The 20,412-nt window shown below is 69.5% G+C and carries 17 protein-coding genes; 8 read left to right on the top strand and 9 right to left on the bottom strand.

Annotated features, from left to right (window positions below):
- Positions 1-205: 205 nt before the first annotated feature.
- Both ACFVU2_RS18005 and ACFVU2_RS18000 read left to right on the top strand, forming a co-directional pair.
- Positions 206-1,942, top strand: coding sequence for an RHS repeat-associated core domain-containing protein (locus ACFVU2_RS18005; RefSeq protein WP_387877182.1), 1,737 nt, complete (start codon positions 206-208; stop codon positions 1,940-1,942).
- Between the two features lie 732 nt (positions 1,943-2,674).
- Positions 2,675-3,025 (top strand): hypothetical protein, encoded by a 351-nt coding sequence (locus ACFVU2_RS18000; RefSeq protein WP_387877179.1) that lies wholly within the window; start codon positions 2,675-2,677, stop codon positions 3,023-3,025.
- Between the two features lie 579 nt (positions 3,026-3,604).
- On the opposite strand, the gene ACFVU2_RS17995 is transcribed toward ACFVU2_RS18000, so the two are convergent.
- Positions 3,605-3,964 carry a hypothetical protein gene (locus ACFVU2_RS17995; RefSeq protein ID WP_387877176.1) on the bottom strand — a complete coding sequence of 120 codons (360 nt, stop codon included), beginning with the start codon at positions 3,962-3,964 and terminating at the stop codon, positions 3,605-3,607.
- 320 nt (positions 3,965-4,284) lie between these two features.
- Here ACFVU2_RS17995 and ACFVU2_RS17990 point away from each other — a divergent pair, with 320 nt between their 5' ends.
- The 3 genes from ACFVU2_RS17990 (at position 4,285) to ACFVU2_RS17980 (ending at position 7,354) form a co-directional block, all read left to right on the top strand.
- Positions 4,285-6,027 carry an MFS transporter gene (locus ACFVU2_RS17990; protein ID WP_387877173.1) on the top strand — a complete coding sequence of 581 codons (1,743 nt, stop codon included), beginning with the start codon at positions 4,285-4,287 and terminating at the stop codon, positions 6,025-6,027.
- Positions 6,011-6,481, top strand: coding sequence for a MarR family winged helix-turn-helix transcriptional regulator (locus ACFVU2_RS17985; RefSeq protein WP_387877170.1), 471 nt, complete (start codon positions 6,011-6,013; stop codon positions 6,479-6,481). The genes ACFVU2_RS17990 and ACFVU2_RS17985 overlap by 17 nt, the downstream gene beginning before the upstream one ends.
- Before the next feature lie 213 nt (positions 6,482-6,694).
- The gene (locus tag ACFVU2_RS17980) at positions 6,695-7,354 is read left to right on the top strand and encodes an HAD family hydrolase (RefSeq protein ID WP_387877169.1); all 660 of its coding nucleotides are present in this window, start codon (positions 6,695-6,697) and stop codon (positions 7,352-7,354) included.
- Here ACFVU2_RS17980 and ACFVU2_RS17975 read toward each other — a convergent pair.
- Both ACFVU2_RS17975 and ACFVU2_RS17970 read right to left on the bottom strand, forming a co-directional pair.
- A complete protein-coding gene (locus ACFVU2_RS17975) occupies positions 7,341-8,780 on the bottom strand; it encodes a diguanylate cyclase (protein ID WP_387877166.1) in 1,440 nt (479 codons plus the stop codon). The two genes, ACFVU2_RS17980 and ACFVU2_RS17975, sit on opposite strands and share 14 nt — an antisense overlap.
- Positions 8,777-9,637: an alpha/beta fold hydrolase gene (locus ACFVU2_RS17970; protein ID WP_387877164.1), complete on the bottom strand. Its 861-nt coding sequence runs from the start codon at positions 9,635-9,637 to the stop codon at positions 8,777-8,779. The genes ACFVU2_RS17975 and ACFVU2_RS17970 overlap by 4 nt, the downstream gene beginning before the upstream one ends.
- A 176-nt stretch (positions 9,638-9,813) precedes the next feature.
- Here ACFVU2_RS17970 and ACFVU2_RS17965 point away from each other — a divergent pair, with 176 nt between their 5' ends.
- On the top strand, positions 9,814-10,599 hold the full coding sequence (locus ACFVU2_RS17965; protein WP_387877161.1) for an EAL domain-containing protein: 786 nt from the start codon (positions 9,814-9,816) through the stop codon (positions 10,597-10,599).
- A gap of 25 nt (positions 10,600-10,624) precedes the next feature.
- On the opposite strand, the gene ACFVU2_RS17960 is transcribed toward ACFVU2_RS17965, so the two are convergent.
- Positions 10,625-10,882: a hypothetical protein gene (locus ACFVU2_RS17960; RefSeq protein WP_387877159.1), complete on the bottom strand. Its 258-nt coding sequence runs from the start codon at positions 10,880-10,882 to the stop codon at positions 10,625-10,627.
- Between the two features lie 133 nt (positions 10,883-11,015).
- Between ACFVU2_RS17960 and ACFVU2_RS17955 the strand changes: the two genes are divergently transcribed.
- Complete coding sequence (locus tag ACFVU2_RS17955) at positions 11,016-11,333, top strand: hypothetical protein (RefSeq protein WP_387877157.1); 318 nt, start codon at positions 11,016-11,018, stop codon at positions 11,331-11,333.
- Between the two features lie 73 nt (positions 11,334-11,406).
- Here the strand turns inward: ACFVU2_RS17955 and ACFVU2_RS17950 are convergent, their stop codons facing one another.
- The 5 genes from ACFVU2_RS17950 to ACFVU2_RS17930 all read right to left on the bottom strand — a co-directional run bounded on the left by ACFVU2_RS17950 (position 11,407) and on the right by ACFVU2_RS17930 (position 19,374).
- Positions 11,407-14,481 carry a M14 family zinc carboxypeptidase gene (locus ACFVU2_RS17950; RefSeq protein WP_387877155.1) on the bottom strand — a complete coding sequence of 1,025 codons (3,075 nt, stop codon included), beginning with the start codon at positions 14,479-14,481 and terminating at the stop codon, positions 11,407-11,409.
- Between the two features lie 148 nt (positions 14,482-14,629).
- Positions 14,630-15,427 carry an energy-coupling factor transporter transmembrane component T family protein gene (locus ACFVU2_RS17945; RefSeq protein WP_387877154.1) on the bottom strand — a complete coding sequence of 266 codons (798 nt, stop codon included), beginning with the start codon at positions 15,425-15,427 and terminating at the stop codon, positions 14,630-14,632.
- Positions 15,424-17,154: an ABC transporter ATP-binding protein gene (locus ACFVU2_RS17940; RefSeq protein ID WP_387877151.1), complete on the bottom strand. Its 1,731-nt coding sequence runs from the start codon at positions 17,152-17,154 to the stop codon at positions 15,424-15,426. The genes ACFVU2_RS17945 and ACFVU2_RS17940 overlap by 4 nt, the downstream gene beginning before the upstream one ends.
- 5 nt (positions 17,155-17,159) lie before the next feature.
- The gene (locus tag ACFVU2_RS17935; RefSeq protein WP_387877148.1) at positions 17,160-17,753 is read right to left on the bottom strand and encodes an ECF transporter S component; all 594 of its coding nucleotides are present in this window, start codon (positions 17,751-17,753) and stop codon (positions 17,160-17,162) included.
- A gap of 64 nt (positions 17,754-17,817) precedes the next feature.
- A complete protein-coding gene (locus ACFVU2_RS17930) occupies positions 17,818-19,374 on the bottom strand; it encodes an amino acid permease (RefSeq protein ID WP_387877145.1) in 1,557 nt (518 codons plus the stop codon).
- Between the two features lie 52 nt (positions 19,375-19,426).
- Here ACFVU2_RS17930 and ACFVU2_RS17925 point away from each other — a divergent pair, with 52 nt between their 5' ends.
- Entirely contained in the window at positions 19,427-20,410 is a 984-nt protein-coding gene (locus ACFVU2_RS17925; protein WP_387877142.1) for a Gfo/Idh/MocA family protein, read from the top strand.
- Positions 20,411-20,412: the final 2 nt, after the last annotated feature.

Here is a 20,412-nt window from a genome sequence, read left to right as displayed (position 1 = left end):
CTCGTTGGCGCCCTCACGCCTCGAATCGGCAGCACGTGCGAGGCGCTCCTGTGCTTCACGCCACGCCGCGGGTGTTGCCATCCTGCTCCGGCTGAAGTCCAGCAACTCAGAGGGTGATAGCTCCGAGGTGGTACCTCGTTCCGGGCGCGGACTAAGGGCTAGCCGCAGAGCCGCAGCATGAGAAGCCTCGACGAAGTCCGGGGACGTGCTGGTCGCCCTGGTCAGCGCCGATGGTCCCGGCCAAACGGCGGGGCAGACCGCCACCGTCACCGGAGCCGGTCTCACCTGGAGTCTCGTCAAGCGAGCCAACACCCGCTACGGGACCAGCGAGATCTGGACAGCCACAACACCCGGAACCCTTTCCAACACCTCGGTCACCGCGACCCTGTCGAACACGAACGGCTACCACAAGTCGATCAGCGTCCTCGCCTACTCCGGCGCTGCCGGGATCGGCGCCAGTGCTGCCGCAGGCGCGGCCTCGGGTGCACCGTCCGTCACCGTGACCACGACGACTGCCGGCTCTCAGGTCGTGGGTGTCGGTAACGACTGGGACGGCTCGACCGCACGAACGCTGGGTGCGGGTCAGGCTCTGGTCCACGAGTTCGCCGATGCTGCCGTCGGTGACGACTTCTGGATGCAACGCACCAGTGGAACGACAGGGGCAGCCGGTACCGCGGTCACCATCAACGACACCGCACCGACCGGGGATCAATGGAACCTTGCCGCAGTGGAGGTGACCCCGGCTGCGGCCCCAGCTCCGACCGGTTCGCCGATCGCGACCACCAGCCTCGGGGCCGGCACCCTCTCCTATGATGTGCACGGCAACACGACGACGCTGGCCGACCAGACGATCGGTTACGACCAGTCCGACCGTCACATCTCCACCACGACATCGGGTGGGCCGACGGTCAGCTATATCCGCGACGTCACCGGGCGGATCGTCGGCCGCACCGTCACCCCGGTCTCAGGTCCCGGCAACACCGTCCGCTACAGCTTCAGCGGTGACGGCGATAGCCCCGACTGGACCCTCACCACCGGGGGTGGCGTCACCGAGCGCACCCTCGCACTTCCCGGTGGTGTGGTCGTCTCCCTCCAAGTGTCCACCTCGGCGTGGTCGTTCCCGAACATCCACGGCGACGTCATCATCACCACCGATGGGTCAGGGGTCCGGCAAGGACAACTCGCCCAATACGACCCATTCGGGAACCCCATCGACCCCACTACCCGACTCATAGGAACGCTGGGAGCCGACGACGCGGTGCCAGCGAACACACCCCAAGGTGCAACCTACGGGTGGGAAGGATCGCATCAGAAACTCTATGAGCACGAAGGCTCCATCGACACCACCGAAATGGGAGCACGACAGTACGTGCCGCTGTTCGGACGGTTCCTCTCGATCGACCCCGTGGCCGGCGGCAACACCAACGCCTACAACTACCCGAACGACCCGGTGAATGGAAACGACCTGAGTGGATGCTGGGGGCTCATGCTGACCGATGCAGGACCGCACGGCAGGTCTGTAGCCCCGATCACTCTCGCTGCCATCAATAGTGGCCGCGTCGTCGCGCATGGCTCCCGCCTGGTCGCTAGCGCTTCTGGGCACCAGGCCGTATGTAAACCAGCTGCGCCGTCGTTTTCTATCCCCGGATACGTTCCAGTAGTCAACCGTGCAGAAAGAGTGCTTGGGCCACCAATTACGACGACCTACGACACGCTCGTGTCGCTTAGCGCTAATGCCCGCGAAGACACAGAGGGAACAGCCAACGCATACATCTCTAGCTACGACGAACTGGGACCAAGTGGGTTCACCGCCCTCATGGCAACCAAGCACTCCTACAATTGGCTCCAAGCGTGGTGGACCGAGGCGACACGACCCCGCAACGATCCGAACTGGTTCGTGGACGAAGGTCTTCTTTCTGAGGATCTCGGTGAGGACGGATGAAACGGTGAAGCACGATGTCGACGAATGAGGCGAACGACGGTGTGCCTGGAGCGGTGGGCCGACGGGACAAGACCGGCGCGGGTGTGGTGTTCGGTCCGCCGACTGCGGTGACGACGAAGGATCTGTGGAATAGGGCATTCGTAGTCACGTTCGCCAATCTCGGATTGGTCCCCCGGGTTCGCATCGCGATTGCGGTGTTGGTTCTGGGAGTTGTTCTCGGCGCGCTTCTCGTAACGAGTGGCCACCCAGTTGCTATCGTGTCGGGTGTTTTGATACTCGGGTTCTGCGCCCGATTCCTGGTGGTTTCACCACTTCAGGTGTTCACCCACAGAATTCGACTCGAGCTCCGGAACAGCTATCGTGGGCCGAGCTATTTGGTCGGCAGCAACTCTGATGGCATCTGGGTGACGTTTCCCGGGACGCGGCCCTGGATGTGCAGCTTCTCGATGATCGAGCAGGTGAGGCTAACACGGAGCTTCGTCCTGATTCGGCTGCGCAGTGAATTGGGCTGGACTGCTCTTCAGCGATCAGCGGTGGGCCCACAATGCTTGCACTCTCTAGCCGAAGTCGGTGAAGATTCCTGCGGCGAGACATAGCGACAACGTCAGTCACCCCCGGAAACATGACAATTTCGGTCTGAAGCGTTGAAAACATGACCCGAGATGAAGATGGAGGTTCCGATGTGTCGAACCCGCTTTTGGCGTGTTGCCGTCAGCGCGATCGTCCGTCACCGTGACGACGACGGGTGCCGGCTCTCAGGTCGTGGGTGTCGGTAACGACTGGGACGATTCGACCGCACGAACGCTGGGTGCGGGTCAGGCTCTGGTCCACGAGTTCGCCGATGCTGCCGTCGGTGACGACTTCTGGATGCAACGCACCAGTGGAACGACAGGGGCAGCCGGTACCGCGGTCACCATCAACGACACCGCACCGACCGAGGACCAATGGAACCTTGCCGCAGTGGAGGTGACCCCGGCTGCGGCTCCTGCTCCGACCGGTTCGCCGATCGCGACGCCCTCGCCTTTATCGGTAGCAACGGCCCCATCGGAGTGGCAATTGTTGTGTTTGTTTATACGTTGGTGACCATCGATTTTGTGCGGCTTGACTCGTTGACATCTATCTGGAGTGAGCGTTTGAGGGCATAGGCACGACGATGTAGCGCTCGGATGACAATCCATCACCTGGACGGCATGCCTAAGAGACAAGAAGCTCGGCAAGATCCCCTTGGCCGCCCCGGGACTGGGGATTGCCGCCGGCACCCATGAAGTCTTCCGATGGACGCGGCCCGAACTGAGTGACACTCCGACCACCTCGCCGCAATCCACGCCGTTCAGCGCTAGGTGGCGTGACGCTGACTCGCGACCGTTTGCTCGTGCTGGCGATGGCGACGCCGTCGAGCGAGATGAGGATCTTCGACTGCAGAACTAGCCGCGCACCGCTGGACTGACCCGGAGAAACGCGAAAGTGCTCCACCTTGGGGGAGAGCCGAGCCCTCGCTTCGCGCCCGGGGCGAGGGATGCGGCTCAATGATAGCCATTGCCAACTACGTTCTGCGCCGACAACTATGTGGTGCATAACGGCCAACTGCGTTGTGCAACTCGACTTGACAGTATCTAGCGGGTCATGGGGCCAAGAGAGGAAGCGAGGCGTCGCAACCGTTAGTTAGTTCTCGTTGAGCGCTTGCTCAAGCTCCTCGGCGCTGAAGCCGAAAGTGTCGTCTTCGTCTTTCCCTCGCGATGCCCAGATCTCGGCGGCATCCCAGACACTCAGTCCATCGGCTGCGCCTTCGTCATCGGCACTATCGACCACGCTGCCGTCGTCGAGATGGTCGGCGCCGATCATGCATCGGCACTCCGTGACGCCGATTCCTGTCGAATCCTGATAGGTGCGGTAGTGCAGCGGTCCCGTGGGCATCGATATCTCGCTTTCTGGCTCGTGCCGGGTTTCGCTCACCTTACCCGGGGCAAGAGACTTCCAGATCCAAAAGCGCGCCCAGCTGGTTGTCGGCGAATAGGCTTCCATTTTTGAATGAGGGGGCCGGCGCCCAGGAAGCATGGTCGTGAGGTGGGAGCCTAGGCGGATCTTGCGGCTGTGAACCTTCGCGCACCTGTCCGATTGACTCGAATGAACTAAGGCCGGCTACTGCCAAGTGCGCTGTGCACTGCCAACTCGGTTGTGCGTTACTGCCAACTGCGCTGTGCAACTGCCAACTTGAGCTGTGTCTCACAGTCACCCTAAACCTCGCGGGTCGGTCGCGGCGGCTCCGTGCGGATATATAGTTAATGCATATAAAGCAACCAGATCCCCCACGTACGCACACGCACCCCAGTCAGGAAGCTCCCGTGGCCCGCACCGGCATCTTCACCAAAGACCACCCGCACTACAAGTGGGTGGCGCTCTCGAACACCACGCTCGGCATGCTCATGGCGACGATCAACTCGTCGATCGTCATCATCTCGTTGCCGGCCATCTTCACCGGCATCAAGCTGAACCCGCTCGAGCCCGGCAACGTCTCCTACCTGCTCTGGATGCTGATGGGCTACATGCTCGTCACCGCGGTGCTCGTCGTGATGTTCGGCCGGATGGGCGACCAGTACGGGCGCGTGCGCATCTACAACCTCGGCTTCGTGATCTTCACGATCGCGGCGATCGCCCTCTGCCTCGACCCGTTCACCGGCGGGCCGGGGGCCATGTGGCTGATTGCGTGGCGCTTCGTGCAGGGCATCGGAGGTGCGATGCTGTTCGCGAACTCGACGGCCATCCTGACCGACGCCTTCCCGGCCAACAAGCGCGGCTTCGCGCTGGGCCTCAACCAGGTCGCCGCCATCGCCGGATCGTTCATCGGACTCATCCTCGGCGGCGTGCTCGCCGAGATCGACTGGCGCATGGTGTTCTTCGTCTCCGTGCCGTTCGGCATCATCGGCACCATCTGGTCCATCAAGTCGCTCCACGAGGTCGGGCAGAAGAACCCCGGCCGCATCGACTGGCTCGGCAACGCGACGTTCGGCATCGGGCTTATCGCCCTGCTCACCGGCATCACCTACGGCATCCAGCCCTACGGCGACAGCAGCCAGGGCTGGGGCAACCCGTGGGTGCTCGGATCGATCATCGGCGGCCTCCTGCTGCTGGTGGCGTTCGTATTCGTCGAGCTCAAGGTGCCGTCGCCGATGTTCGACATGCGGCTGTTCCGCATCAGGCCGTTCTCGGCCGGCATCTTCGCCGGCTTCCTCGCTGCGATCGGGCGCGGCGGCCTCCAATTCATGCTGATCATCTGGCTGCAGGGCATCTGGCTGCCGCTGCACGGGTACAGCTACGAGTCGACGCCCCTCTGGGCGGGCATCTACATGCTGCCGATCACCATCGGGTTCCTCATCGCGGGCCCGATCTCGGGCGCGCTCTCCGACCGGTTCGGCTCGCGCGCCTTCGCCACCGTCGGCCTGCTGCTCGTCGCCGCCACCTTCGTCGGGATGCTGCTCATCCCGGTGAACTTCGAGTACTGGCAGTTCGCACTGCTGACCGGCCTCAACGGCATCGGCTCCGGCCTCTTCTCGTCCCCGAACCGCACGGCCATCATGAACAGCGTGCCGCCGAACGAACGCGGCGCCGCATCGGGCATGGCGGGCGCCGCCCTCAACGCGGGCAGCTCGCTCTCCATCGGCATCTTCTTCTCCCTGATGATCGCGGGACTCTCCGTCGCCCTGCCGACCGCACTCACCCAGGGCCTCACGACGCACGGCGTGCCGCAGAGCGTCGCCGCCCAGATCGGGAACACCCCACCCGTCGGCAGCCTGTTCGCGGCGTTCCTGGGCTACAACCCCATCCAGAGCCTGCTCGCTCCGACCGGCCTGCTGTCGAGTCCGCACGTCGACGCCGCCACCCTGACGGGCAAGGAGTTCTTCCCGCAGCTGATCTCCGGGCCGTTCCACGACGGCCTCGTGATCGTGTTCCTCGCCGCGGCGATCATGAGCGTCATCGGCGCCATCGCCTCGTTCGCGGGCGGAGCCAAGTATGTTCATGGGGAGGGGATCGCGCCCGAGCGGTCCACCAGCGACGAAGGCGAGGACGTGGGTGCAGCCCGAGCATGACGACACGAACGGACCCGACCGCGACGACGTGGCCGGACGGCTCGCGCTCGCCGTCGGACGGCTGAACCGCCGCATCCGCTCCGGCACCGGGGGCCTCAGCCACGGCCAGCTCTCCGCACTGTCGACGATCGTCCGCACCGGTCCGCTGCGCCCGAGCGAGGTCGCCGCGACCGAGCAGGTCGCCGCCCCGACCGTCACCCGCCTCGTCTCCGAGCTGGAGGCGCGCGGCCTGGTCGAGCGCAGCCCCGACCCCGACGACGGCCGCTCCTTCTTCGTGTCGGGCACGGAGGCGGGCATCGAGCTGCTGCTGGAGGCGCGCTCCGACCGGGCGCGCGCCGTCACCCGCATCCTCGACGGACTCGACGCGACACAGGTCGCCGCCCTGCGTGCGGCCCTGCCCGCGCTCGAGGAGGCAGCGAGCATCGCCCGGGTGGACTCCCCGCCCGCTCGCTGACCGATCCGCCACGCCCCCGTCACCGTGAGGACGCGGCGCCGGGCCCTACCGGAAAGCGCGGCGGCGACCCGGTGAGACCCCCGCCTCCAGGCCGCCGCCGTAACCGGGGATGCAGTACTGCCGCCCGGCTCGACCGGTCCGGCCTGCCATCCGGTTAGTGCGCTAACCAACGTACGGGAGTGGACAGTTCTGTCAAGGGGTGTAAGCAGGAGCATGACGATATCCGTGGTCCTCTTCGACGTCGACGGCACTCTCGTCGACTCCAACTACCTGCACGTCGACGCGTGGCAGCGTGCGTTCGACGAGTGCGGCGTCCATGTGGACGCATGGCGCATCCACCGGGCGATCGGGCAGGATTCTGCTCGATTGCTCCGATCCCTCGTCGGCGAGCGCGACGACGAGTGGATCGCACGGGCGAAGGACCTCCACTCCCGCAACTACCGGGACCTCGCCCACCGGCTCGTGGCGTTCGGAGGTGCGGGCGATCTGCTGCGTTCGCTGCACCGAGACGGTGTGCGCACCGTGCTCGCCACATCCGCACCCCAGGACGAGCTCCGTCTGCTCCTGGATGCCCTCGATGCCTCCGACGCCGTGACCGCCACGACATCGGCGGACGACGTGGAGGAGGCCAAACCCGATCCCGGTATCCTCCAGGTCGCTCTCGACCGGGCCGGTGCGATGGCGAACGAGGCGATCATGATCGGCGATGCCGTCTGGGATGCGCGTGCTGCGAAGCGTGCAGGGGTTCGTTCGATCGGCGTCCGTTCCGGAGGCAGCGGCACCGACGAACTGCTCCAGGCGGGAGCGTCGCAGGTCTACGACGACCCGTCCGACCTCCTCGGGCGCAGGAGCGACTGGCTCAGATCGTCGTGACGCTCACGCGGTCCTTGCCCGCATCCTTCGACGCGTACATCGCCCGGTCGGCGAAGCGGAAGATGTCGGAGGTGGAGAGCGGCTCGCGGCCCGCCGGCCGGTAGACCGCGACGCCGATGCTGGCGCTGATCGCACGCTCGTCCGCGATGCCGGCGAGCGGCCGCCGGATCGCCTCCCGCACCCGCTCCGCGATCGCCTCGGCAGCGGACTCGTCGGCACCCTCGCAGACGATGAGGAACTCGTCTCCGCCGAACCGCCCGACGACATCGTCCTGACGGATGGTCGCGTTCAGGCGGCTCGCGACCTCCCGCAGCACCGCGTCGCCGACCTGATGGTCGAATTCGTCGTTGATCTCTTTGAAGCCGTCGAGGTCGACGAAGACGAGGGCGATCGGCGTGTGCGCCTCGATGGCCGTGTCGAGGGCATCGCTGAGGCAGGTGCGCAGCAGCGTGCGGTTGGCGAGACCGGTCAGCGGATCGTGGAGGGCGTACGCCTCGAGCTGTGCCTGCAGCCGGATGCGGCGGAGCACCTGCGCGGCCTGGCGGGCGAGCGCGTAGTGCAGGTCGGTCTGGAGGCCGTCCAGCCCCCGCGCACGCCCGAAGAAGCAGGTGATCGCGCCGATCACCTGGGCGCCGTCGAGCAGGGGGGTGATGGTCAGCTCGGCGACCCGGGCCTGTTCGAGCGCGGCCGCGAGGTCCCCGCGCCCTTCGTCGCGCTCGTCGTCGCCGGCCTCCTCGCCGGCCTGCCCGTCCGCTGCCTCCTCGTCCGCTGCCTCCTCATCCGTGCCCAGCACGAGGATGTGCTCGTCGAGCTCGCGGCCGTCGAGCAGGGTGTGGAGGTCGACGGGCGTCGTGCCCCCGGCGAGCACGAAACCGCCGGCGGTCGCGAAGTGCACGGCGGAGCCGGCGGCCGAGAACGCGCGCCGCGCCCCGATGGCGAGGGTCTCGGCCAGGGCGTCTTCGGTGTCGCAGCCGGCGAAGGCGGCCGACGCCTCCTGCAGGGCGCGTGTGCGCGCCTCGGACTCCTCGGCCGCGCGCCGGGCCGCGAGCAGCTGACGCTCCCAGTCCTCGCGGCGGGTGGCGTCGAACACGGCGACGTCGATCCGCTGCACGGCACCGCCGGCATCCGTCACCGTGGTGGAGTTCATCAGGGCGGGAAGCCGTGTGCCGTCGGCGGCGACGATGCTCACGGCGACCTCGTGCACCTCCCCGTCGAGCAGGAGCACGGGCAGCTGGCGCGTCTCGTAGAAGATGCGGCTCCCCGGGTCGAGCAGGTCGGCGAAGCCGCGCCCGAGGAGTTCGGACCGGGGGAAGCCGGTCCACGCCACCAGCGCGGCGTTCGCGTGGGTGATGCGGCCGTCCGCATCCGTCGTCAGCAGGCCGCAGGGCGCCGCGTCGTAGAGCGCGGCGGCGTCGTCCGTGGTCATTCCGAGACGGGCTCGCCGACGGGCCCGGGGAGGGCGACGAACCCGGCGAGGGCGGCGACGACCTCCTGCGGGGCGGACAGGTGCGGGCAATGACCGGTGGCGGCGAGCTGCACGAAGGTGCTGCCGGCGATGTTCTCATGCACGTGACGGCCCACTTCGATCGGCGCGATGATGTCGTCCGAGCACTGGAGGACCAGCGTCGGCACGGTCACCTTGGCCAGGTCGCGGCGGTTGTCCGACAAGAAGGTGACCTGCGCGAACTGCCGGGCGATCTGCGGATCGGTGCGGCAGAAGCTCTCAGTGAGCTCGTCGCCGAGCTCAGGGGAGTCCGGGTTCCCCATGATCTGCGGCGCGAGCGTCGCCGACCAGTTGAGGTAGTTGCGGTCGAGGGCGTCGAGCAGCCCGTCGATGTCGTCCTGGGTGAAGCCTCCCCGGTAGTCGCCGTCGTCGACGTACCGAGGCGACGGGGAGACGAGGGCGAGCGCGCCGAACAGGTCCGGACGGCGGATGGCCGCGAGCACGCCGATCATCGAGCTCACCGAGTGCCCGACGAAGACGGCGTCGGACAGGCCGAGCTCCTCGGCGATCTCGATGACGTCGTCGGCGTAGCCGTGCAGCGAGTCGTACTTGCCGGCGTCGTAGGCGGACAGGTCGGAGCCTCCCGAGCCGACGAGGTCGAACAGCACGACCGGGTGCTCCGACTCGAAAGCGGGGGCGACCAGGCGCCACATCTCCTGGCTGCACCCGAACCCGTGCGCGAAGATCAGCGGGCGTCCTGTGGCGGTTCCGCTGACGCGCACGTTGTTGCGGCGGAGTGCGGGGGTCGCGTCGGTGTCGTCGGACGTGACGATGGTCATGCGGCTCCTCGGTCGGGGCCCGGTGGTTCGGGATGCTCGGATCGGACTCCCTATTATCAGGTGTCGAACGCGGCGTCGGGAGGGATAGAGCTGCGGAGCGATTCGCGGTATACACCCGAACGGCTCGAACGCAACCCCCGTTGACTCCCGCGGCGGGATCGGGAACGATCGCAGTCATGTCGGTAATCCGCGAGTCGAGCACGATCGAGCGTCTGGTCGCCGATCTGCCCGCCGCGGTGGCGGACGAGCAGATCGTCCCGTTCTTCCAGCCGCAGATCTCCGTGCCGACCGGTCGCGTCGTCGCCGCCGAGCTGCTCGGCCGGTGGCGACACCCCGAGTTCGGGTTCGTGCCGCCCGCCGTCTTCATCCCGATCGCCGAGCGCACCCGGGCGATCCATCAGTTGGGCCGCCAGATGCTGCGCGCCGGGTGCCGTGCTGCGGCGTCATGGCAGCGGAAGGGCCCGCCGCTCGACGTCGCCGTGAACGTCGCGCCGTCCCAGTTGGCGACGGAGGACTTCTACACGAGCGTGCGCGAAGAGCTCGACAGCTCGGGGATCGACCCCACCCGCCTCACGCTGGAGGTCACCGAGGAGACCGTGATCGCCGATCCCGGGCGGGTCGCCGGGCGTCTCGACCGGCTGCGCGAGATCGGCGTCGTCGTCTCCATCGACGACTTCGGCGCCGGGCACTCCTCGCCGCGGCGGGTGATCGACCTCCGCGCCTCCGAACTCAAACTCGACCGCCGCCTCGTCGCACCCGACGACGCGGAGCAGACCATCGCCACCGTGATCGACTTCGCCCACGAGCGCGGGATGCGCACCGTCGGCGAGGGCGTCGAGACCCGCGCCCAGCTCGAGCGGCTGCGCGCCCTGGGCTGCGATCGAGCCCAGGGCTACCTCATCGCCGTGCCCGCCGACGAGCAGCGGTTCGGCGAGTGGCTGCACGAGGCCGCACGCGCCTGAGTGCTGGTGGGGGCTGAGCAGGCCCTCAGAGGCTGTCGAGGTCTGCGTCGGACTGCACGACCGGCGCGTCGTCGGAGCCGTCGCCGCCGACGTCGATCTGGGTCCACACCACCGGCATGCCCGGCGAGAAGAGGATGTCGACGCCCGGGCCGGAGCGCAGCGGCGGGATGTTGACGTAGCCGCCGCCGGCCTTGACCGCCTCGAGGATCTTCGTGCGCAGCTCCGTCACGGGCTCCGGCAGGAAGTAGTCTTTTCCATCCACGGTGAGCCGGTTGACGATCATGTGCGGGAGTACCTCCGAGGCTGGGTGCGAGAGCGCACCTCCGACTGTACCGCGCCGCACCGGTCGCGTCGCCGGGTGCGGGTATCCTGCCTCAAGGCGCCCTTCCCGGCCCGGCGCCGCTGAAAGGCTGACTGTGGGAACCCTCGCGTACAACGGTGAGAGCTTCGAGATCGACGACCGGGTGCTCACGCACCTGCAGATCGTGATCAGCACGAAGCTGCGGCGCGGGGAGAACTTCTTCCTGTCCTGGCCGCTCCCTGTCGAGCGCGGCAGCGGCCGGCATGCGATCTGGGTCGACAACGGCGTGCCCATCCACATCTACTACAGCGGCTCGCGGGCGATCAGCATCAACCGCGACTGGATCGAGTCGATGATCGTGGCCGCGGGTCGCGCCTCCGGGCTGGTCATCACGGACGAGTCGGCCGGCAACGAAGGGCCGTCCGCCTCCTGACACCCACCCCTCCGCGGGTGATACACGAACGGGCCCGCCCCTCCGCAGAGGGGCGGGCCCGTCGCCGCGTGGGTCAGCTCGCGTCGACCTCCTGCCGGTCGCGACGCGTGCGGGCCACGATCAGGGCCACTGCTCCGGCGAGCAGGGCCAGCCCGCCGAGAGCGAGCGGAAGGGTGACGGAGCTGCCGGTGCTGGCGAGGTCGCCGGAGACCGTGGTCCCGCCCGGCGTCGACGTGCCGCCGTCGGTGCCTCCGCCCGTGCCACCGTCCCCACCGGGGACCACGGCCGCGACGGCGGTCAGGTCGTCCCAGCCGAGCAGCGCACCAGCGTCGGTCACGACCGCCAGCCGGTGCACGCCGGGTGCGGTGCCTGCCGGAAGCGTCACGGAGAAGCCGCCGTCGGCCACAACGGCCGTCGCGAGCTCGACCGGGGTCGAGAACAGCACGGCGCGCACCGTCGTGCCGTCGGCGTCGCCGACCTCGACACGGAAGGTCTCGCCGACGGTGACCGTGTCGGGCACGCGGACGCTGCCGCGGACCTCCTCGGTCAGGTCCTCCTCGGCGACCGGGGCGGTGACGCCGTCGGCCGTCGGGGCGGCCCAGAGCAGGGCGCGGGCGATGGAGGGGTAGCTGCCCACCGGGTGGGTGCGGAAGTTGACCGAGGTGCCGAGCATCACGAGGCGCGAGCCCGTCGGTCCGGTCGCCGACACAGCGGACGCCTGGCCCGCCGCATCCGCCCGGCTGCGGCCCGCCGCGTCGGCCCAGTGGCCCGAGACGAAGGTGCCGTCAGTGGCGTAGCGCTGCTGGACGGCGGCGTTCTCGCCGAGCCCGGTGTACCAGACCGCGGGATAGATGAACGCGGTGTCCGCCGTGTGCCCGGTCAGGAGGCCGCCCTCGGCGTTCGCGACGCGCACGATGCCGTTCGAGCCGGAGGTGCCGCTCGTCGCGGTCGCGGTCGTGATCCCGAACGTGGTCGAGAAGGCCGCGATCGCGGTGCCCTTGCCCGCCACGCCCTTGCCGGCGGCCAGGTAGGCCGTGACGGCGTCGCGGCCGGCGGTCTGGGTGCCCGAGAACGACAGGGCCGAGCCGATCCACAGCACGTCGACGTCGTCGAGGGTGACGGCGCCGCTCGTGAGGGAGGCGGCGGTCACGTTGACGATGTCGCGGAAGCCGAGCCGCTCGAGGGTGACCCGGTCGTCCTGGGTGCCGGTGTAGGCGACGCGCAGGGCGGTGAGCCCCGTGCTCGGCTCGCTCCGCAGGCGCGATCCGTCGGAGGCGCTGAAGGCGACGCCGTAGCCGTTCGCCACCTCCTGGGCCGCCGCCCTCGTCGTGACGTCGCGACCCAGGATGACGCTGCCGTCCGCGAACGACGACACGGGGATGCCCGCGGCGAGGAGCGCGTTCACGGCCTGGTACTCGGCGACGCCGGTCGTGGCGAGCTCGAGGTAGCTGCCGGCGGCCGGGAGGGATCCCGTCGCGGCGGCCTTCGTCACGGCCTCGGTCCGCGCGGTGACGGCCGCGTCGGTGGTCGCGCCGATGCGGTCGACGTCCGCGCCCCACAGGAGGGCGAGGCTCCAGGCGGAGATGTCGTACATGTCGGGCACGCGCGTCGAGATGTCCGACCCGTCGGCGAGGAGCACGTTCGCCATGCCGCGCAGCGGCTGGTGCATGTCGATCACGTACGAGCCCGCCGCGTAGGCGGTCCCGCCCGCGGTGAACGGCTCGACGGCGCGCTGCACCTCGACGCCGTTGGCGATCAGCTGGTCGACCAGCCGGGCGGCGTCGGTGGTGGAGCGCTGGGCGCCGTCGACCGGGATCACGTAGGCGCGCGGGAACTCCGCGGTGTACACGTCGGTCTCGTCCCAGATGGTCGCCCACTCGTTCGGCGCCGGCACGTTCGCCGGGTCGACGTCCGCGGGGATGGTCTTCAGCGGCTCGCCGGTGGCGCCGCGGCGGAAGATCTCGATCTGGTTCGCCAGCAGGGCCGCGGAGTTGTCCGCCACGTAGTCGACGGCGCTGTCGAGCACGACACCGGCGACCTCGATGTTGACCTTGGCGTTCGCCTGGTTGGTCGTCTGGTTGGCGGTGCGGCCGAGGGGCAGCTCGACGGTGTTCGTCACGGCGCCCTGGTAGGCCAGGAACTGCGGCGTGAAGAGGGGCGGCCAGTCGTCCCAGCCCGAGCGCACGTCGCGGTAGGGGATCTTGATCTTGCCGGTGTTGGTCGTGGTCGCCGAGCCGTTGGCCGCGAGGTAGGTGTTGCCCGGGATGTTCGCCGAGACCACGGCGTCCTCGATGGCCCGCGCGGCCGCGTAGGCGTGCGGCAGGAAGAGGTCGTACTCGTAGTTCTCGCCGTGCGGCGGCCCGCAGGGCTCGATCTGCAGCACGTTGGTGTAGCCGTGCAGGTCGATGTAGAAGGTCGGCTGGATGACGCCGGCGAGGTCGCGGATCACCCGCGCCTCGGGCGTGACTCCGGTGACCATGTCGCGGTTCGCGTCGAATCCGGCGCCGTTCGCGCGCTGTCCGGCGATGCGGCCGTCGGGGTTGTTCGTCACGGTGAAGTAGAAGCGGTAGCGCGAGAGCACATCCGTCGCCGCCGGGTCGGTGGCGAGCTTGGTGATGTAGTCGAGCACGGCGTCCGTGCCCTCCCACTCGTTGCCGTGGATGTTCGCGTTGAACCAGATGGGCACCTTGTAGCCGGCCATCAGAGCCGGATCGACTGCCGCGGCGGTGGGCTCGTCCTTGATCTTCGCCCGCCAGGCCGCCTGCTGCGCCGTCGCGGCAGTGGACTCGGGGGCGGTGACCGTGACGAGGTGGATGTCGCGGCCGAGGGTGGACGAGCCGACGACCTGGGCGGACACCCGGTCGCTCTGGGCCATCAGCGTGTTGAGCTTCGGCGCGATCTCGTCGTAGGGGGTGACGCCGCGGGCGATCGACGCGTCGGTCGGGTCGTCGGCGACGGTGCGCAGCAGGGGCTGCGTCGGGTAGCTGGCGGGCGGCTGGACCAGGGAGGAGACGGGCGTGACGATCGGCGCGGCGTCGAGACGCACCGCCGTCGCCGCTGCCGTCGCCGCCGGTGTTCCGCCGGTGACGAGGGAGGTCGCGACGAGCGCGACGACCCCCGCCCCCGTGAAGAGGCGAGTGAGGGACATCGATGGTTCCGTTCTGGTGAGGTGTGGTGCAGGCGTGCGCGACTCGCGCTTGTGGCGCAGGAATCCGTCGGCGATGCGTCTGCAGACGCAAGAAACAGAAGGTGTCGTCCGACCCTATCGGCAATTTGTTACGAACGTGAGAACTTTCTCAGAGAAGCACGAAGACGGCCGCGGTGACCAGCCAGCCGGCGACCGTGAAGACCGTGTCGCGCACCCGCCAGCGCGACGGCGTGCGCTCGGTGCGGGTGGGATGGGCGCCGAACGCGCGCGACTCCATGGCCAGGGCCATCCGGTCGGCATGACGGATGCTCGACGCCAGCAGGGGCACGACGGCGGCGAACGCCCGGCGGAACGCCGCGAGGGGCCCGCGGCCCGGCGCGACGCCGCGCACGCGCTGCGCCTGCCGGATGAGGGTCAGCTCGGCGCCGAACCGGGGCACGAACCGGTAGGCGGCGACGGCGGTGTAGCCGATCCGGTAGGGGACGCGCAGCTGCGCCACGAGCGCGCGCGCCAGGTCGGGCCCGGTCGTCGTCAGCCCGCCGACGAGGGCCAGGACGACCAGGGCGGTGAGGCGCAGGGAGGTCGCGAACCCGACCGCCAGCGCTCCGGCGGTGTAGTCGAACGCGCCGATCGAGAACAGGACGGTGCGATCGGCGACACGGGACGGGTCCGTCCAGAAGCCGAAGCTCACCGCCATCACCACCACGACCACGGGCACGCCCACGAGCAGGGCGACGAGCAGCGCCGGCCGGAGGCGGGCCCCCACGAGCAGGACCAGCACCCCGACGGCGAGCAGCACGAGCGGCGTGACGATCTCGCGGGTGAACAGGAGGGCGACCCACGCCGGGATGACGGCCGCGACCTTCGCGAGCGGGTTGAGGTGGTGCAGGAATCGCCCGGCGGGCGCCCCGCCCGTGCCGTAGGGGTCGGCGGAGAGGAAGGTCACGATGGCTCACCGACCGGGCCGGGCAGGTCGCGCAACCGGGTCGCTCCGCGGAGGGCGGCCGGGACCATCGGGCTCGCGAGCGCGCGGACCAGCGGTGGCTGGCGCAGCCCCGAGCGTGCCAGCAGCCCGGCATCCCTCAGGATGTCCGCCGTCGCACCGAACGCGGCCACCCGGCCGTCGTCGATCACCGCGACGTGGGAGGCGTACTCGGCGGCGAGGCCCAGATCGTGGGTGACCACGACGACGGTCGTGCCGGACGCGTTGAGGGCGGCGAGCAGCTCCAGCAGCTCGGCCGCCCGCGCGCGGTCCTGCCCGAACGTCGGTTCGTCGAGCACCAGCAGGGGCGCTCCGGCGATCAGAGCCGTGCCCACCGAGAGCCGTCGTTTCTGGCCGCCGGAGAGCAGGAAGGGGTGTGCGTCGCGCTGCGCCTGAAGGCCGAGAGTCGCGAGCATCCGCTCCACCCGTTCGTCGATCCCGGCCTCGGGGAGGCGCTGCTGCCGCAGACCGTAGGCGAGCTCGTCCGCGACGGTGTGGACGACGAACTGGTGCTCGGGGTTCTGGAACACGAAGCCGACCGCCGCGGCGAGCTCGGCGACGGAGGCGCGGGACGGGTCGAGACGGCCGAGCGCGACCGTGCCGCGCGGTGGACGCAGCACCCCCGCGATCGCCTGGACGAGGCTGCTCTTGCCGGCGCCGTTGGGGCCGACGATCGCGACGAAGTCGCCGCGGGCGATGCGGAGCGAGACGTCGTGCAGCACCTCGCGGCGTCCGCGCCGCAGCGCGAGGTGCGAGACCGCGATCGCGTCGGGAGCGGGAGCGGCGGCGGGTGCAGGTGCGGGAGCCGGGGACTCGGGAGCGGACGCCACCGCCAGCCCTGCCAGCCCCGCCGTGAGCTCCTCGGGTGTGAGCGGCAGCGGCTCGATCGCGAGGCCCGCGTGCCGGAGGCGCAGCGCGGCGAGCGTCGCGGTCGGCAGCCACACGCCGAGGGCGGAGAGCTCCTCGGCCCGGTCGCGCAGCACCGCCGCAGCCGGACCGTGCGCCACCGGCCGGCCCTGGCCGTCGAGCACCAGCACCGAGTCCACGATCTCCATGGCGGCGTCGAGGTTGTGCTCGACGAGCACCACCGATCGCTCCGATCCCGCGGCGGTCAGCGCGCCGAGCAGGCGGTAGACCTCCTCCGCGCCAACGGGGTCGAGATTCGCGGTGGGCTCGTCCAGCACCAGCACGGGGGTGTCGAGGGCCAGGGCACAGGCGATCGCCAGCCGCTGCTTGCCGCCGCCCGAGAGCGTGTCCGGGTCGTCCGCACGGCGCTCCCACAGGCCGACCGACCGCAGCGCGCGTTCGGCGCGCTCGAGCACCTCCGCGGCCGGCACCAGCCGGTTCTCCGGGCCGAAGCACACCTCGTCCAGCACCGTCGCGGTGACCAGCTGGGCGTCGGGATCCTGGAACACCATGCCGACGTGCTCGCTGAGCTCCGCGACGCGGGCGCTCGCCGTGTCGACGCCGCCGACGGCGACGGTCCCCACCAGCTCGGCGGGCACGGCGTGCGGCACGAGGCCGTTCAGTGCGAGCGCGAAGGTCGACTTGCCGCACCCGCTCGGCCCCAGCACCAGCAGCACCTCGCCGGGCGCGACGGCGACATCCACCCCGTCCGGAGTCCACGCGTCGGCGCCTTCGTGACGGATGCGCACCCCGTGCGCCCGCAGGGGCGCCGGCCCCTCGGCCACGGCGGTCAGGCGGCCATCATCGGCAGCGGCTCGGAGTCGCGACGCCGCGGGCGCACGATCGGCAGCTGCAGTCCGCGACCGGCGCCGGTGCGGTCGAGCCCGGCGGCGACGAGTCGGCCGAGCCAGGTGAAGAGGATGGGGCTGACGACGAACAGACCGATGTGCACGACCTGCACCCACGGCTGCGCGAGGTCGGCGCCCTGCGCGATGAACACGCCCACGCCGAAGATCAGCCCGGCGATGGTGACCGCCGCATAGAACAGCCAGGCCTTCCAGTACCGGTACAAGGCGATGGCGAACGGCACCTCCTGCAGCAGCCCGATCGAGCCGGCCGCCATGACGGCCGCGAACCCGATCGGCTGGAACGGCACCGACACGAGTCCCGCGATCACTGAGGTGATGAGGGCGACGCCACCGCGGCGCAGCAGCGCCTGCGCGATCACGCCGGGGAGGAAGTACACGCCGATCACCGCACCGTAGAACATCGGCGCCGCCGCGGCGACCGTGCCCGAGATGTAGGCGGAGATCGAGAAGACGATGCCGCCGGCCACGCCGATCGCGGCGCAGGTGAGGAGCAGTCGGGTGCTGATGTTCTTCATGTCGCCTTCAGCCTAGAGAGGCAAGCCTTGCCTTACAAGCCGGGCGGGAGGGCGACGACGCGGTCTACCGCCGGTCGCGCGGGGGCTTCGGAGGGCGCCGTGCGGCGATGACCGGGTGGGCCCCCGTGAACCCTTCCCGCTGCTGCGCGATCGCGAGGATGCGTCCGCGCTGCAGGTACCAGCCGCCGATCAGCAGGGGGACGATGACGACGAGCGAGGCCACCGTCCACGTGCCGGTCGGGTAGTCGAACGCCATCAGCACCAGCACGACGACCAGGAAGACCAGGGTCAGGTACGCCGTGAACGGAGCGCCGAACAGCCGGAACGACGGCCGGGCGATGCGCCCCTGCAGCGACCAGCGCCGCAGCTGCATCTGGCAGAGGATGATCATCCCCCAGCTCGTGATGATGCCGAGCGACGCGACGTTGAGCACGATGTTGAACGCCTCCTCCGGCACCACCAGGTTGAGGAAGACGCCGAGGACGCCGATCGCCGCCGTGAGGAGGATCCCGCCGTACGGCACACCGCGCGCGTTCATCCGCGAGGTGAAGGCCGGGGCCGCGCCGGTCTGGGCCATCGAGTGCAGGATGCGGCCGGTGGAGTACATCCCGGCGTTCAGGCTCGAGAGCGCCGCCGTCAGTACGACGAAGTTCATCACCGAGCCGATGACGGCGCTGAGCTGCGGGCCGCCGAGGTGGCTGAAGAAGGTGACGAACGGACTCTCGTTCGCGCTGTAGGCGCTCGACGGCAGGAGCAGTGCCAACAGCAGTACGGAGCCGCAGTAGAACACCGCGATGCGGAAGACGACGCTGTTGATCGCCCGCGGCATGATCTTCTCGGGGTTCGCGGTCTCGCCGGCGGCGATGCCGACCAGCTCGACCCCGGCGTAGGCGAAGACCACTCCCTGCACCAGCACGATCGCCATCGCGATCGTGGCGACGCCGTGGGGCAGGAATCCGCCGTTCTCGGCGAGCATCGCGACCCCGGTCGGCCCGAGGTCGGTCGGCCATCCCGCCGCGAGGACCACGATGCCGACGACGAGGAACGCCACCAGTGCGCCCACCTTGATCAGGGCGAACCAAAACTCCATCTCGCCGAACACCTTCACCGAGATCAGGTTCAGGCTGACCACGACGACGAGCGCGATGAGGGCGAGCAGCCACTGCGGCACGACGGTGAACAGGCTCCAGTACTTCACGTAGAGCGCGATGGCCGTGGAGTCGACGATGGCGGTCATCGCCCAGTTGAGGAAGTACATCCATCCCGCGACGTACGCCATCTTCTCGCCGAAGAACTCGCGCGCGTACGACACGAACGACCCGGACGACGGCCGGTGCAGTACCAGCTCGCCGAGCGCCCGCAGCACGAGGAACGCGAAGAAGCCGCAGATCGCGTACACGAACACGAGCAGGGGGCCGCCCTGCTGGAGCCGGCCGCCCGCGCCGAGGAAGAGCCCCGTGCCGATCGCGCCGCCGATGGCGATCATCTGCAGCTGCCGGGCCGAGAGGCCCTTGTGGTAGCCCTCCTGTTCGCTGGCGAAGTCCTGGACCGCCTGGCTGACGTCGCCCAGATGCTCGCGGCGGTTCTCCAGATCGTCGGCCGGATCGTGCGGTGTGCTCATCGGCTCCCCTCCCTGCTCGGCGACCCACGATACCCTCGGGCGGGGAGGCATCATGGCGAAACCGCTCTCGATCGCTGCGATCGGATTCTGGCACGTGCACGCGAGCGACTACGCGACGGCGGCGCAGCAGCATCCCGGAACCGAGCTCGTGGCCGTCTGGGACGACGACGAGCACCGCGGGCGTCAGGCTGCGGCGGACTACGGCGTGGAGTTCGTCGGCGACCTCGACGAGCTGCTCGCACGCCCCGGGCTCGACGGGGTGACGGTCACCACGGCGACGAATCAGCATCGGGACGTGATCCTGCGCGCGCTGGCCGCGGGCAAGCACGTGTTCACCGAGAAGGTGCTGGCTGCGACGGCGGTCGATGCGGAGGAGCTGGTCGCGACCGCCGCCGCCGCGCGTCTCGCGCTCGTGGTCTCGCTGCCCCGCCTCTACGACGGATACACCCGGGCGCTCGAGGGTCTGCTCGACAGCGGCGCGCTGGGGGCGCTCACGTACTCGCGCGTCCGGCTCACGCACGACGGCTGGGTCGCCGGGTGGCTGCCCGAGCGCTTCGGCGATCCCGAGGCCGCGCAGGGCGGCGCGTTCATCGACCTCGGCTGCCACCCCGTCTACCTGACCCGGCTGTTCCATCGCGCCGATCCGCTCACGGTCGCCGCGACGTACGGGCACGTGACGGGACGGCCGGTCGAGGACAACGCCGTCGTCACCGAGACGTTCCCCGGCGGCGGGATCGGCGTGCTCGAGACGAGCGTCGTGGCGCGCCCGCACGCGTTCGCCGTGGAGCTGCGCGGGACCGAGGCGAGCGCGCTCTACGACGGCGAGCGCCTGCTGGTCTCCGGAGGGGTGGACGGAGAGGGATGGACCGAGCTGCCCGTTCCCGAGGCGGTTCCCGGCGCGTTCGATCAGTGGGTCGGCCACATCCATGCGGGCGCGGTCGCCGAGGTGAACCTGCGCCACGCGCTCGAACTGACCCGTGTGATCGAAGCCGCGACCGTCTCGGCGGCGACCGGGACCGTCGTCACCCTGCGCTGACG

It is taken from the genome of Leifsonia sp. NPDC058194 (assembly GCF_042883605.1).
Lineage (GTDB): Bacteria > Actinomycetota > Actinomycetes > Actinomycetales > Microbacteriaceae > Leifsonia.
The sequence above is the reverse complement of the archived record's forward strand: the minus strand, read 5'-3'. Positions and strand labels throughout refer to the sequence as shown.

What these genes read in the sequence shown, in the direction of transcription:
- ACFVU2_RS17995 (WP_387877176.1), bottom strand. Translation starts at nt 3,964, where the DNA reads ATGGAAGCCTATTCGCCGACAACCAGCTGGGCGCGCTTTTGGATCTGG.
- ACFVU2_RS17980 (WP_387877169.1), top strand. Translation starts at nt 6,695, where the DNA reads ATGACGATATCCGTGGTCCTCTTCGACGTCGACGGCACTCTCGTCGAC.
- ACFVU2_RS17975 (WP_387877166.1), bottom strand. Translation starts at nt 8,780, where the DNA reads ATGACCACGGACGACGCCGCCGCGCTCTACGACGCGGCGCCCTGCGGC.
- ACFVU2_RS17970 (WP_387877164.1), bottom strand. Translation starts at nt 9,637, where the DNA reads ATGACCATCGTCACGTCCGACGACACCGACGCGACCCCCGCACTCCGC.
- ACFVU2_RS17965 (WP_387877161.1), top strand. Translation starts at nt 9,814, where the DNA reads ATGTCGGTAATCCGCGAGTCGAGCACGATCGAGCGTCTGGTCGCCGAT.
- ACFVU2_RS17960 (WP_387877159.1), bottom strand. Translation starts at nt 10,882, where the DNA reads ATGATCGTCAACCGGCTCACCGTGGATGGAAAAGACTACTTCCTGCCG.
- ACFVU2_RS17950 (WP_387877155.1), bottom strand. Translation starts at nt 14,481, where the DNA reads ATGTCCCTCACTCGCCTCTTCACGGGGGCGGGGGTCGTCGCGCTCGTC.
- ACFVU2_RS17935 (WP_387877148.1), bottom strand. Translation starts at nt 17,753, where the DNA reads ATGAAGAACATCAGCACCCGACTGCTCCTCACCTGCGCCGCGATCGGC.
- ACFVU2_RS17930 (WP_387877145.1), bottom strand. Translation starts at nt 19,374, where the DNA reads ATGAGCACACCGCACGATCCGGCCGACGATCTGGAGAACCGCCGCGAG.
- ACFVU2_RS17925 (WP_387877142.1), top strand. Translation starts at nt 19,427, where the DNA reads ATGGCGAAACCGCTCTCGATCGCTGCGATCGGATTCTGGCACGTGCAC.